The sequence below is a fragment of the Amycolatopsis sp. NPDC054798 genome (genome assembly GCF_053611505.1).
Genome location: NZ_JBSHAM010000156.1, coordinates 1 through 12,842, shown reverse-complemented (window position 1 = coordinate 12,842; position 12,842 = coordinate 1). Strand labels below are relative to the sequence as shown.

12 protein-coding genes are annotated in these 12,842 nt (G+C 69.0%); 8 read left to right on the top strand and 4 right to left on the bottom strand.

Translation table 11 applies throughout. The features are described from left to right. Positions 1 to 190: 190 nt before the first annotated feature. From ACWGIC_RS42815 to ACWGIC_RS42790, 6 genes are all read left to right on the top strand, one after another. A complete protein-coding gene (locus ACWGIC_RS42815) occupies positions 191 to 1,312 on the top strand; it encodes an epoxide hydrolase family protein (protein WP_452081674.1) in 1,122 nt (373 codons plus the stop codon). A 167-nt stretch (positions 1,313 to 1,479) separates the two neighbouring features. Next, the gene (locus tag ACWGIC_RS42810; RefSeq protein WP_452081672.1) at positions 1,480 to 2,742 is read left to right on the top strand and encodes a sensor histidine kinase; all 1,263 of its coding nucleotides are present in this window, start codon (positions 1,480 to 1,482) and stop codon (positions 2,740 to 2,742) included. Between the two features lie 24 nt (positions 2,743 to 2,766). After that, positions 2,767 to 3,411: a response regulator transcription factor gene (locus ACWGIC_RS42805; protein WP_452081671.1), complete on the top strand. Its 645-nt coding sequence runs from the start codon at positions 2,767 to 2,769 to the stop codon at positions 3,409 to 3,411. Between the two features lie 16 nt (positions 3,412 to 3,427). Then, positions 3,428 to 3,838 carry a YjbQ family protein gene (locus tag ACWGIC_RS42800; protein ID WP_452081670.1) on the top strand — a complete coding sequence of 137 codons (411 nt, stop codon included), beginning with the start codon at positions 3,428 to 3,430 and terminating at the stop codon, positions 3,836 to 3,838. 30 nt (positions 3,839 to 3,868) lie between these two features. Continuing rightward, complete coding sequence (locus ACWGIC_RS42795) at positions 3,869 to 4,570, top strand: haloacid dehalogenase-like hydrolase (RefSeq protein WP_452081673.1); 702 nt, start codon at positions 3,869 to 3,871, stop codon at positions 4,568 to 4,570. A gap of 233 nt (positions 4,571 to 4,803) precedes the next feature. Beyond that, positions 4,804 to 6,975 carry a bifunctional lysylphosphatidylglycerol flippase/synthetase MprF gene (locus tag ACWGIC_RS42790; protein WP_452081669.1) on the top strand — a complete coding sequence of 724 codons (2,172 nt, stop codon included), beginning with the start codon at positions 4,804 to 4,806 and terminating at the stop codon, positions 6,973 to 6,975. Here the strand turns inward: ACWGIC_RS42790 and ACWGIC_RS42785 are convergent. Then, positions 6,915 to 7,907 (bottom strand): hypothetical protein, encoded by a 993-nt coding sequence (locus ACWGIC_RS42785; RefSeq protein ID WP_452081668.1) that lies wholly within the window; start codon positions 7,905 to 7,907, stop codon positions 6,915 to 6,917. The two genes, ACWGIC_RS42790 and ACWGIC_RS42785, sit on opposite strands and share 61 nt — an antisense overlap. A 5-nt stretch (positions 7,908 to 7,912) precedes the next feature. Next, positions 7,913 to 9,661 (bottom strand): proline--tRNA ligase, encoded by a 1,749-nt coding sequence (locus ACWGIC_RS42780; protein WP_452081667.1) that lies wholly within the window; start codon positions 9,659 to 9,661, stop codon positions 7,913 to 7,915. A 124-nt stretch (positions 9,662 to 9,785) separates the two neighbouring features. Between ACWGIC_RS42780 and ACWGIC_RS42775 the strand changes: the two genes are divergently transcribed. Next, positions 9,786 to 10,142 (top strand): VOC family protein, encoded by a 357-nt coding sequence (locus ACWGIC_RS42775; protein ID WP_452081666.1) that lies wholly within the window; start codon positions 9,786 to 9,788, stop codon positions 10,140 to 10,142. 144 nt (positions 10,143 to 10,286) lie between these two features. On the opposite strand, the gene ACWGIC_RS42770 is transcribed toward ACWGIC_RS42775, so the two are convergent. Beyond that, positions 10,287 to 10,586 (bottom strand): hypothetical protein, encoded by a 300-nt coding sequence (locus tag ACWGIC_RS42770; protein ID WP_452081665.1) that lies wholly within the window; start codon positions 10,584 to 10,586, stop codon positions 10,287 to 10,289. Positions 10,587 to 10,723: 137 nt separating this feature from the next. Further along, positions 10,724 to 11,689, bottom strand: a complete 966-nt coding sequence (locus ACWGIC_RS42765; protein WP_452081664.1) for a GNAT family N-acetyltransferase — start codon at positions 11,687 to 11,689, stop codon at positions 10,724 to 10,726. A 65-nt stretch (positions 11,690 to 11,754) separates the two neighbouring features. Between ACWGIC_RS42765 and yaaA the strand changes: the two genes are divergently transcribed. After that, the gene (yaaA, locus tag ACWGIC_RS42760; RefSeq protein WP_452081663.1) at positions 11,755 to 12,498 is read left to right on the top strand and encodes a peroxide stress protein YaaA; all 744 of its coding nucleotides are present in this window, start codon (positions 11,755 to 11,757) and stop codon (positions 12,496 to 12,498) included. Positions 12,499 to 12,842 lie beyond the last annotated feature (344 nt).

Sequence of the window (12,842 nt, the reverse complement as noted above, 5' to 3'; positions counted from 1 at the left end):
TTTTTATTTCACCCCCCGTATACTAGCACTACACGCGCCGGGGGGGTGCTGTTCAAGGCATCTTTCCCGCCTTGACAAGCACCCGCCGTCCGTCGTCACAATCAGCTTCGGGGTGCCCCCAACCCACCGGGGCGCAATGTCGCCGCCAGGCGACGAGCCGCCACAAACCAGCCCCACAAGGAGCCCCACCATGCCCGCCGAACCATTCAAAGCCACCATCACCGAAGCCGAAATCACAGACCTACGCGACCGCCTCCGACGAACCCGCTGGCCCGAACCCGAACCAGTACCGGACTGGTCCCAAGGCCTACCCCTCGCCTACGCGCAGGAGCTCTGCCACACCTGGGCCGAAGACTACGACTTCGGCTTCGCCGACCGCCTGAACGCCTTCCCGCAATACCGCGACACAATCGACGGCCTAGGCATCCACTTCCTCCACGTCCGCTCACCAGAACCGACCGCCTTCCCGCTAATACTCACGCACGGATGGCCAGGCTCCGTACTCGAATTCCTGGAGATCCTCGGCCCGCTGACCGACCCCCGCGCCCACGGCGGCGACCCAGCAGACGCATTCCACGTCGTCGCACCGTCACTCCCCGGCTACGCCTGGAGCGACAAACCGCAAACAACCGGCTGGGGCATCACCCGCACCGCACGCGCCTGGGACACCCTGATGGTCTCCCTGGGTTACCACCGCTACGGCGCCCAAGGCGGCGACTGGGGTTCAGCAGTATCCGGAGCCCTAGGCGAAGTGGCACCCGAACGCGTCGCCGCCGTGCACCTGAACCTGGCCTCCGTAGCAGCGGGCACATTCAACGACCCGACCCCCGCGGAACTGGCGAACCTCGAAGCCGAGAAGGAAATGCAACGCACCGGCCGCGGCTACTCGGCGATCCAGGCAACCAGGCCGCAAACGCTCGGCTACGGCCTCACCGACTCCCCAGCAGGCCAAGCCGCCTGGATCGCCGAAAAGTTCTGGGCCTGGACGGACAACAACGGCCACCCCGAAGACGCGTTGTCGCGCCAGCAGATCCTCGACGAAATCTCGGTCTACTGGTTCACCGCGTCGGCCACCTCGTCAGCACGCCTGTACTGGGAAAGCTTCGCCAACTTCCGAGACAAGGTAACCGCACCGTCCGGGCTGTCGATCTACCCGCGCGACATAACCCGCCCGTCAAGGCGAGAAGCCGAGCTGAGGTTCACCGACCTCCGCTGGTTCGAGGAGCTGCCGCACGGCGGCCACTTCGCCGCACTGGAACAGCCAGAGTCACTGGTCGAGCAGGTGCGCGGATTCTTCCGCTTGTTCCGCTGACCGTCCGCGCCCGGGACGGGCAGCGAATCAGAATGCGGTGAGGTAGGGCTATCCCCCACCTCACCGCACCGGTCAACCCGGTGGTCACCCGGCCTCAAGCCAGGCAAACTCACCTAAGTGACCACCGTCCCGCGCCACGGCCGCAAGCTCTGCCCCCAGGTCACCCGGTGAACCCGCCGTTCTTCCGCCCCCTTTGGCCCGCCTCCACCCGCCAAGGCTTCTCCGAAGCCGCCTGGATCGCCCTGACCGGCCTCCTCCCCGTCCTCTCCGTGGTCCTCCTGCTCACCGGAACCGCCCTGGGCCTGATCCTCACCCCTGTTCTCCTCGGCCTCCTCATCCTCACCGGCGTCCTCCGCGGCGCGCGGCTCCTCGGCGGCCTCCACCGCCGCCTGGCCGGGAGATTCCTCTCCCTCTCCCTCCCGCCCCCGCCGAGAACCGACCTCGAACCCGGCCTCTGGAACTGGCTGACCGCCCGCCTCGGCGACCAGGCGGCCTGGCGGTCCGTCGCGTACCTCCTGATCCGGCTCCCCTTCGGCCTCCTCGCCTTGATCGGCTCCGGCGCGCTCGGCTTCTTCGGCCTGGCCTCGTTCAGCTACCCGCTGACCTGGCTCCTCGAGACCAGGCCCGGCCACGGCCTGCCCGTCTTCAACATCCGGAGCGACAACTGGCTAGGCAGCCTCGTCTGGTGCCTGACCGGCATCTTCGTGCTGGCCGTCTGGCCCGCGCTCGTGCATGTGATCGCGGGAGCCGACCGTCTGCTCCTCCGCACCCTGGTCGCCGACCCCGGTCTCCGCGAACGAGTCCGTTTCCTCGAAGAAACCCGAGCGACCGCCCTGGACGAAGCAGCGGAACAACTCCGCCGCATCGAACGCGACCTCCACGACGGCGCCCAAGCCCAGCTGGTCGCCATGGCGATGAAACTCGGTCTGGCAAAGGAAGAACTAGCCACCGACACCGTCAACCTCGACCAGATCCGCGCCCTCGTCGACGCCGCCCACAGCAACGCCAAACAAGCCCTCACCGAATTGCGCGACCTAGCCCGCGGCATCCACCCCGCGGCACTGGACAAAGGCCTCAGCCTCGCGCTGTCCACATTGGCCAGTTCAGCCGGCTTCTCCGCCACCGTCTCCGTAGAACTGACCCGCCGCCCGCCGCCGTCGCTGGAAACGATCGTCTACTTCGCAGCAGCCGAACTCATGACCAACGCGTCAAAACACGGCGCCGGACGATGCACAGTCCTGGTCGAAGACCGCGAGGACCGGCTGCGGCTGACCGTGGTCGACCACGGCTGCGGCGGTGCCGCGATCATCCCCGGCGGCGGACTGGCCGGAATCGCCGAACGACTGCGTCCGGCCGACGGCGAGCTGACTGTGTCGAGCCCGGACGGCGGTCCGACCACAGTCACCGCCACGCTGCCGCTGCCCCGCTAAACTCGGTGAAATGAGGGGGAAACCGTGCGGATCGTGATCGCCGAGGACTCGGCCATCCTGCGCCAGGGCCTGGCCGAACTCCTTGGCTTGCGCGGCCACGAGGTAGTCGCGGCGGTGAAAGACGCCGACGAACTCCGGACCGCGGTCCGCGAACACCGGCCCGATGTGTCCATTGTGGATATCAGGATGCCGCCGACCCACACCGACGAGGGCCTGCGCGCGGCGATCGGCCTGCGCGCCGAACGGCCCGGCTGCGCGATTCTCGTGTTCTCGCAGTACGTCGAAACCAACTACGCGAAGCAGCTCCTCGCCGGCGAGGCGGGTGCGGTCGGCTACCTGCTGAAGGACCGCGTCGCCGAGGTGTCGGACTTTCTCACCGCGCTGGAACGCGTCGCGAACGGCGAGACAGTGCTCGATCCGGAAGTCGTCCGCCAGCTGTTCGCGACCACCGGCCACTCCGGTCCGCTCGCCGAGCTGACGCCGCGCGAACGCGAGATCCTCGGGCTGATGGCGCAGGGACGGTCGAACTCGGCGATCGCGGCCGAGGCGTTCCTGTCGGCGGGCTCGGTGGAGAAGTACGTGACGAGCATTTTCGGCAAGCTGGGCCTGCAGCCCTCGGACGGGCACAACCGGCGCGTCCTCGCCGTGCTCCGCTATCTCGATTCCTGACGCCTACCCTGGCGGTATGTACTCCACCGAGATCGAGGTGCACACCGGCAACACCGCCGTCGTGCACAACCTGACCCGGGAGGCGGAGAGGTTCCTGCGCGACGCCGACGCCAGCGACGGGCTGCTGCACGTGTGGGTGCCGCACGCGACGGCCGGGCTCGCGGTGCTGGAAACCGGCGCCGGCAGCGACGACGACCTCCTCGCCGCGCTCGACGACCTGCTCCCGCGCGACAACCGCTGGCGCCACCAGCACGGCACCAGCGGGCACGGCCGCGACCACGTGCTTCCGGCCTTCCTCCCGCCGTACGCGACCGTGCCGGTGCTCGGCGGCGTGCTGCTGCTCGGCACCTGGCAGTCGGTCTGCCTGGTGGACACGAACGTCGACAACCCCGTCCGCCGGGTCCGCTTCAGCTACCTCACCGGCTGATCCCGCCGTAGCATCGCTGGCGTGACGGCCATTCGCGCGCACCGGCTGGTGCTCTGGGACATCGACCACACGCTCGTCGACTACACCGGGCTGGGCGTCGGCTGGTACGGCTCGGCGCTCGCCGCGGCGACCGGCGCGGAGTTCCGCACGCATCCGGATTTCGGCGGCCGGACCGAACGCGCGATCACCGCCGACGTGCTGAGGCTGCACGGGATCGAACCGGACGAGGAAACCGTCCAGCGGATGTGGCGGGAGCTGATCGCGGCCGTCGAACGCGCCCGGGCGAGCCTGTCCGAGGAGGGCCGGGCGCTCGACGGCGCGGCGGCCGTGCTGGCCGATTTCGCCGGCCGCGAGGGAGTCGTGCAGAGCCTCGTCACCGGGAACCTGCCGGAGATCTCGCTGCACAAGCTCGCCGCACTCGGCCTCGACGAACATCTCGATCTGGAAATCGGCGGCTACGGTTCGCTTTCGCCGAACCGGGCCGATCTCGTCCCGCACGCCGTGAAAGCCGCGGAAGCGAAGCACGGCACGGAGTTTCCCGCGGAATCCGTAGTAATCCTCGGGGACACCCCGCACGATATCGAGGCCGCGCTCGATTACGGCGCGGTGGCGATCGGCGTCGCTACTGGCCGGTTTTCCGCCGGGAACTTGACCGACGCGGGCGCGCATTTCGTTTTGCCGGATCTCGCCGACCTGTCCGCGGTGCGCGCGGCGGTGCTCGGGCACCCCTGAGACAAGCGACCGGCGTCACTCGTTCGGGCGGCATCGGCGTCAACCCCTGTTCCGGGCCGGGGGTGCCTCGACCTAGCCGAATGTCAGCCGGTTTTCCCTGGTCAGAGCGTTGTTCTCGGTCGCGGGTCAGCCTTGGGACCAGGGTCGGGTCCCCCTGGGGTAGCAGTCCCTTAGGGGGAGAAGTAGGTCCGACGGCCGATGACCGCTTAAGATCGCCGCGCCAGACTTTCCCCATGACGATCGCACAGGGGGGAACCGGCCTCGCGGCCGGAGAGGCACGCGGGCGGCTAGCAGTGCTGTGGAACCGGCTTCCGTTCACGACGACCGTCGTACTCGCGATCATGATCGTGGGGATCGCGACCGGCTCGCTCTGGCACGCCGCGGAGCACCAGCACGCTTTCCACTATTACGCCTACGGCCTTCCCTCGCTGGAGCACGGCCGCTGGTGGACGCTGTTCACCGGCCCGTTCTACGCCCTGCGCCCGTGGTTCTACCTGCCGATGGCGGGCAGTTTCGCGTTGATGGCGGGATTCGCCGAATGGCATCTCGGCACCCGGCGCGCGATGGCGGTGACCATCGGCGGGCAAATCGTGTCGACCGTCGTCGCGGTGCAATTCCTCGAACTCTCCCGCAATTCCGGCTGGGCCTGGGCCGACCGGATCGCCGGAACGCTCGACGTCGGCTTCTCCGGCGGGGCGCTCGCCGCGATCGCCATCACCAGCGCGACCCTGCGCACGCCGTGGCGGCTGCGACTGCGAGCCGGGCTGTGCGTGTACGCCGGAGTAGCGATCGTTTACGTCGGCACCCTCGCCGATCTCGTGCATTTCTTCGCGCTCGTTCTGGCGCTGCCGCTGGGCAAGCGGCTGGCCGGACCCGCCGCGCGCAACGCCAACAAGCCGTCGCTGCGCGAATGGCGGCTGCTCGCGTCGGCCGGGCTGGTGCTGCTGGTCGTCGCCGAAGTGGTGATGTGGCTGGTGCCCGGCGACGGCCCGTTCGGCTCGTCCGACTCGATCTCGTTGTCCGGCGCCGAACTTCTCCCGCTGTGCATCATCGCGGTGCCGATGCTCAACGGGCTGCGCCGCGGTTCGCGGTTCGCCTGGCGGTGCGCGATCGCACTGTGCGTGCTCGCCGCGTCGCAGATGGCTGTTCTGGCCGGGCTGGTCGCGATCACGCAGGTCATCCGCGAGGAATACGACCTCAGCAGCCCGCCGTTGTTCATTGTGGACAATCTCTTGTGGACAGTCGAGCTGGTGCTGCTGATCTCCGCGCGGCGGGCGTTCCGCGTGCCTTCGCGGCGCAGGCGGCGCAAGCTGTTCCGCGGCGGGCCGGACCCGGCCTTCGCCCGGCTTCTGCTGGGCCGCAACGGCGGCAGCACCATCTCGTGGATGACGACCTGGCCGCAGAACACCTACTTCGTCGCCTCCGACGGTGCGTCGTACCTGGCGTATCAGCGGCACGCCGGGGTCGCGGTGGCGCTCGGCGACCCGGTCGCCCCGGACGGGACGAGCGATCGCACGCTGCGGGAATTCGCCGCGATGTGCGAGAACACCGGGCTGGTGCCGTGTGTCTTCTCGGCGACCGCCGGAACCGTCGCGCAGACCGAGAAACTGGGCTGGAAGCACGTGCAGGTCGCCGAGGACACGTTGGTGGACTTGGAAAACCTCGAGTTCCGCGGCAAGGCCTGGCAGGACGTGCGGACCGCGCTGAACCGCGCGAAGAAGGACGGGATCGAGTTCCGGCTGGTGCGGCTGGCCGAACAGCCGTGGTCGATCCGGGACCAGGTGCGCGCGCTGTCCGAGGAATGGATCTGCGACAAGGGCCTGCCGGAAATGGGCTTCACGCTCGGCGGCGTGGACCAGGCGATGGACCCGGCGACGCGGGTCGGTCTCGCGGTCGACGCCGAGGGCACCGTGCACGGCGTGACGTCGTGGCTGCCGGTGCACACCGGCGCCGGCGAGGTCGGCGGCTGGACGCTCGACGTGATGCGCCGCCGCGCGGGCGGATTCCGGCCGGTGATGGAATTCCTGATCGCCTCGACCTGCCTGGCGTTCCGCGAGGAGGGCGCGAAATTCGTGTCGCTCTCGGGCGCGCCGCTGGTCCGCAGCAACGACAGCACGCCGCGGCAGATGGTCGACCGGATGCTGGACGCACTGGGCTCGATGATGGAGCCGTACTACGGATTCCGTTCCCTGCACGCGTTCAAGGCGAAGTTCCAGCCGCGGCACGAGCCGTTGTACCTCGCTTACCGCGACGAAGCCGATCTGCCGCGGATCGGGATCGCCCTAGGCCGCGCGTATCTGCCGAACGCCGGGCTGATGGACTTCGCGAAGCTGGCGCTGCGGCGTCAGCGCGTGGCCGGCGGCGGCGTGGTCGTGGACCGGTCCGCGGCCGGGACGCCTCGGTAGCTGTGCAGGATCCGGACGAGGTCGTCCCGGGACGCAGATCCCGGGCGGCCTTGTTCGGAGTATGCGACCAGGACGGCCGATTTTTCGCCAGCCGGGAGCGCGAGCGCACCGGCCAGCACGCTCTGCGGCTTGCACGCTACGTTGCCGCTCGGGACCACTTCGGCGACCACGAGCGTGCCTTCGCGACTCTGGTTCTCGATCTTGACTTCAGTCTTCTCCGGCGCGCCAGGCGTCACCTTCGCAGCCGAAGCGCCTTCGCCGGTGTACGCGCTGACGCCCAGGTCGGTGACCGCCTTACGGGCGGCTTCAGCGGCGTCGCCGGTCTTCTCGGTGGTGAAACCAGCGCCGCCGATCTGGCCGACCGGGTCTTCCTTGCAGCTGCCCTTGCCGAGGAACGCACTGGTGGACAGGTTGATCCCGGGCGATCCGGCGGCCGGGTCCCAGCCGTGCAGCGTGGTCGGCGCGGGTGCCCAGGACGGCGGCACGTCGTACGCGTAGCTGCCGTCTTTGCCTGCCACTGACTGCCATCCCGCGACCACCGGCGGCACGACGACCCTGGGGTCCGGCTGGTAGGTGCGCGGGGCGCGCGGGGTCTCGTCCGTGCTGGCGGAATGGTGGCCCTTGGCGGAGAAGAGGTTGTAGCCGAACACCCCGATCAGGATGACGATCGGGACTGCCTTGACCAGGCGGAGGTTGGTTTTCCGCGGCGCGGCCTGCTTGAGCTGTGCCGGGGTGAGGGTTTGCCGCATCGGGTCCTCGCCCGGCCGCGGCTCCGGGGCTGGTTCGGACGGCCCCGGCGCCGGGTCGGTTTTCCCGTACCCGGCGCTCGGGAACTTCGGCGCGTCAGACGGCTCGTACCCGCCGAAGCCGCTCAGCGCGGCGTTGTCCTGGTACCCGCCGTCGTCGCGGCGTTTGCGTCCGAACCAGCCCACCGGCTTCAGCCGCGGACGAGCTTCGCCAGATGGTCGACGACCGAGTCGACAGCGATCTCTTCGCGTTCGCCGGTGCGCCGGTCCTTGACCTCGACCAGCCCGTTCGCGAGACCGCGGCCGACGACGAGGATCGTCGGGACGCCGAGGAGTTCCGCGTCGGCGAACTTGACGCCCGGGGTGGCCTTGCGGTCGTCGAGGATGATTTCGAGACCGGCCGAGTCGAGTTCCGCGGCGAGCTTCTCCGCGCCCTCGCGCACCGTCTCGTCCTTGCCCGCGATGACCACGTGCACGTCGAACGGCGACACCTCGCGCGGCCACACCAGGCCCTGCTCGTCGTGGTTCTGCTCGGCGAGCACCGCGACCAGCCGGGAGACGCCGACGCCGTAGGAGCCCATGGTGATCCGGACCGGCTTGGAGTCCGGGCCGAGCGCGTCGACCTCGAAGGCGTCGGTGTACTTGCGGCCGAGCTGGAAGATGTGCCCGATCTCGATGCCGCGCGCGGCGACCAGCGTGCCGTGCCCGTCCGGCGACGCGTCGCCCTCGCGGACCTCGGCGGCCTCGATGGTGCCGTCCGGGGTGAAATCGCGGCCGACGACCAGGTCGAGCACGTGGTGGTCGCGCTGGTCGGCGCCGGTCAGCCAGGCCGTCCCCTCGACCACGCGCGGGTCGACGAGGTAGCGGACCCCGTTCTCCTGCAGCGCCTTCGGGCCGATGTAGCCCTTGACGAGGAACGGGTTCTTCGCGAAATCGGCTTCTTCGAGCAGCTCCACCTCGGCGGGTTCGAGCGCCGCTTCGAGGCGCTTGAAGTCCACCTCGCGGTCGCCCGGGACGCCGATGCCGAGCAGCTCCCACTCCTTCGCGCCCGGCTGGCGCGTCTTGACCAGGACGTTCTTCAGCGTGTCCGCCGCGGTGAACTCGCGGCCCAGCCCGGCGGCGTTGAAGAACGCGACGAGGGTCTCGATGGTCGGCGTGTTGGGAGTGTGGTGGACCTGCGCCTCGGGCAGGCCCTCGATCGGCTGGACAGCGGGCACCGGCGTGACCACCGCTTCAACGTTCGCCGCGTAGCCCGACTCGGTGCTGCGGACGAAGGTGTCCTCGCCGTTCTCCGCGACCGCGAGGAACTCCTCGGACGCCGACCCGCCCATCGCGCCGGACGTGGCGGCCACGATGACGTACTCGAGGCCGAGACGGTCGAACAGCTTGATGTAAGCGTTGCGGTGGGCCTGGTAGGAGTTCTCCAGGCCTTCGTCGTCGAGGTCGAAGGAGTAGGAGTCCTTCATGACGAACTCGCGGCCGCGCAGGATGCCCGCGCGAGGGCGCGCCTCGTCGCGGTACTTGGTCTGGATTTGGTACAGCGTGACCGGGAAGTCCTTGTAGGAGCTGTACTCCCCCTTCACGGTGAGCGCGAACAGCTCCTCGTGCGTCGGGCCGAGGAGGTAGTCGGCTCCCTTGCGGTCCTTGAGGCGGAAGAGGTTGTCGCCGTACTCGGTCCAGCGGTTGGTGGCCTCGTACGGTTCGCGGGGCAGCAGCGCGGGGAACTGGATCTCCTGCGCGCCGATCGCGTTCATCTCCTCGCGCACGGTCTCTTCGACGCGGCGCAGCACGCGCAGCCCGAGCGGCAGCCACGAGTAACCACCCGGGGCGACCCGGCGGACGTAGCCGGCGCGTACCAGCAGCCGGTGGCTGGGTACCTCGGCGTCCGCCGGATCCTCGCGCAGCGTGCGGAGGAACAACGACGACATCCTGGTGATCACTGGGAACTCCCTGCGTTAAGCGGGCTTTAGACGTTTCGCACAGAGTAGTCAACCCCCTGGCCGCGACGCATGCGGGTTATCGCCGGACGCGGTTTTTGTCGGTGGTCGCGGTTAGCGTGCGGGCATGGGTTTGGAGATGGGCATGATCACCGTCGACTGCGCCGAGCCGCAGCGCCTGGCGGAGTTCTGGACGGCGGCGCTGGGTGTGGCGGTGGCCGCGGACTACGGCGAGTTCGTGATGCTGGAGAGTCCGTCGCCGGGCGGGCCTCGGCTGGGATTCCAGCGGGTGCCGGAGCCGCGGAGCGGGAAGAACCGCGTGCACGTGGACTTCGGCGCGGACGACCGGGAGGCCGAGGTCCGGCGGCTGGTCGGGCTGGGCGCGGCGGAGCTGGGGCAGCACGAGGTGCCCGGGTTGGAATGGACGGTGCTGGAGGATCCGGAAGGCAATGTGTTTTGCGTGTCGGCGAAGGGCGCGCATTGAGGATTGGGTGATTGCGGATTGGATCAGGGCCGCCTGGAGCGGACGCGGACGACGGCGAACGCGGCTGGAGCGGACGCGGGCGACGGCAAACGCGGCTGGAGCGGACGCCTCAGCGGCCTCACGTGAGGTGCGGCCTCGGCAGCCTCACGTGAGGTGCAGCCTCAGCAGCCTCAGCGTGAGGTGCAGTCGCCCTAGATCGTTGAGAGTGGGCCCTTCGGCGCGGGAGTCCTCGTTCGCCGGTGCCGCTCGGGCGGCGACGGCCAGTCCGGTGCTCATGTCGTCGTAGAAGCCGTAGATGACGAAGGTGTCGTGCATGAGGTGCGGCAGAGCGCAGGCGTAGTCGTGGAGGTGGTGCTGCTCGGCGGTCGCGGCGAGAGCGGTGAGGTTGGTGCGTTCGCGCAAAAACCAGCGGGTGCGTGGCGGCCGAGGTGGCGAATCGGGCATAGCGACGGAAGATCGTGGATCCGGTAGTGATGCAGGTCGCCAGGCTGATCGATCAGGTGCAGCGAGCGCCCGAGTGCAGAGCCCCGGCGACCACGGAACGCGGGCCAACCCGTCCGGACAAAGACCTCGGGCGGCGGTCAGCTGAGCGGCAGAACGTACCCGTAACTCCGCTCAGCCACCTGATACCCGCACCGCTCGTACACCGAGAGCGCCCGGTGGGCGTTGTCCACGTCCACCGACAGCGACGACCGCTCGAAGCCAGCCGCCCGGCCAGCTTCGAGGGTGTGCGCCAGCAACGCCGATGCCAGACCTCGCCCGCGGGCCTCGGCCAGGGTGCCGACGTAGCTGACTTGCAGCTCCCGCACGCCCGTCGCGAGTGCCTCCGCCTCGTAGAACGACGACATCACGAACGCCACCACCCGGTCGCGTTCCGGGGAAAGGAGGAGGAACGAGACGTCCGGCACGAAGTCCTTGCAGTTACGGAACCGGTGCGCCCACTCGTCCGAGGAGAGCCAGGTGCTGCCCCAGTGCCCGGCGAACGAGGCGTTGCGCGCGTCGAGCACCAAGGCGTCGTAGCGCTCCTCCCAGGCGACCAGCACGAGATCGTCCGGAAGCGGCGGGGCCGGGGGCAGCGCGGACAGGTCCGCGCGCATCTCCACGAAGGTCCGCTCCTGCTTGAACCCGCCGCGTTCGAGCAGCGATATGTACCAGTGTTCGTTCTCGTGCGCACCAGCGTGCAGTTCGAGCTTCGCGTCCGGGAAGTGCCGGGCGTGGACGCTCCGCGCCGTGCGCACGAGCCACTCCGTCAACGCCGAAACGACCTCGTCGTTCCGGTACGCGGGGTCGGTCAACGCCGCGACGTGCGGCTGATGCACCGGGTCGGCGGCGGCGCGGGGAATGACCAGCGCGTAGCTCACCAGGCGTGAACCGTCCCAGGCTCCGATGCTCGCGCCGGGCAGATCGATCAAGGGGCCCGACAGCTCCTGGCGCGCATCGTCCTCGCTCCAGTGCTCGCCGGTGCGGTCGGCTTCCTCCGCGAGGGTGTAGAGCCGGGTGAACTCGCCGGCGTCGGCGAGCGTGAGCGGGCGCCAGGTCAGTTCCATGCGAGCAGAGTAAGGAGCGGCACACGGCCGCCGCACCTGGATTACGCGGCGGTTACGCTCCGGGGGTGCTGGTGCTCCTCCCTCCTTCCGAAACCAAGGCCGACGGCGGCAAAGGCGCGCCGCTTGATCTGGACGCGCTGTCGTTCCCCGAACTGAATCCGGTGCGCGCCAAACTGGCCGACGCACTGGTCGAACTGGCCGGAGACGTTCCCGCCAGCCTCGCCGCCCTCGGGATCTCGGCACGCCAAGCCGACGAGGTCACCCGCAACGCCCAGCTCTGGACCTCCCCCACGATGCCCGCGCTGCGCCGCTACACCGGCGTCCTCTACGACGCACTGGACATCAAAAGCTTCACCCGCGCCGGACTGGCCAAGGCACAGCAGCGACTGGCCGTCACGTCCTCGCTGTTCGGCGTCGTCGCAGCGACCGACCCCATCCCCGCCTACCGCCTCTCCGGCGGCAACACGGTTCCCGCGCTAGGCACCGTCCGGGGATTGTGGAAGCCAGTCCTGGAACCGGTGCTGCGCGACGTCGAAGGCCTGATCGTGGACCTCCGCTCAGGCACCTACGCCGCCTTCGCGAAACTGCGCCCCGACGCGGTCACCGTCCGCGTAGTCACCGAGGACGCGAACGGCAACCGCACTACCGTGAGCCACTTCAACAAGGCCTACAAGGGAAAGCTGGCCGCCGTTCTGGCCACCTCGCGAACCGAACCGTCCACTGTGGACCAGCTGATCCGAGTCATCGCCAAAGCAGGCCTGACCGTAGAACGCACCGGCGACCACGCACTGGACCTGCTCACCGACTGACGACCGCGAGGGACCCCTTCACAGCCACTGATCCCCTCACGACTCGCCCCCGGTCCGTGAGGGGCCCCTTCACGGACTCAGATTCCCTCAAGGGGCCCTTCACGGCCCGCCCCACCCGACTCGTCGCACCCAATGCCACATTGGATGCATCTGACGCACCCAATGCCACATTCGTTGCGTCCCACGCACCCAATGCCACATTGGGGCGCTAGCCCCACCCACCAAACCGCCACCACCACACCCAAACCAATCCAGGCAGCCAGCCCCCGCCCTGCACCCCGATACGAAGCCTTCCCTGCGGTTCGGGGGTGCTTGTCAAGGCATCTTTCCCGCCTTGACAAGCA

Bases quoted from the DNA above. Each gene is read 5' to 3' on its own strand.
- ACWGIC_RS42815 (WP_452081674.1), top strand. From the start codon at position 191: ATGCCCGCCGAACCATTCAAAGCCACCATCACCGAAGCCGAAATCACA.
- ACWGIC_RS42800 (WP_452081670.1), top strand. From the start codon at position 3,428: ATGTACTCCACCGAGATCGAGGTGCACACCGGCAACACCGCCGTCGTG.
- ACWGIC_RS42790 (WP_452081669.1), top strand. From the start codon at position 4,804: ATGACGATCGCACAGGGGGGAACCGGCCTCGCGGCCGGAGAGGCACGC.
- ACWGIC_RS42775 (WP_452081666.1), top strand. From the start codon at position 9,786: ATGGGTTTGGAGATGGGCATGATCACCGTCGACTGCGCCGAGCCGCAG.
- ACWGIC_RS42770 (WP_452081665.1), bottom strand. From the start codon at position 10,586: ATGCCCGATTCGCCACCTCGGCCGCCACGCACCCGCTGGTTTTTGCGC.
- ACWGIC_RS42765 (WP_452081664.1), bottom strand. From the start codon at position 11,689: ATGGAACTGACCTGGCGCCCGCTCACGCTCGCCGACGCCGGCGAGTTC.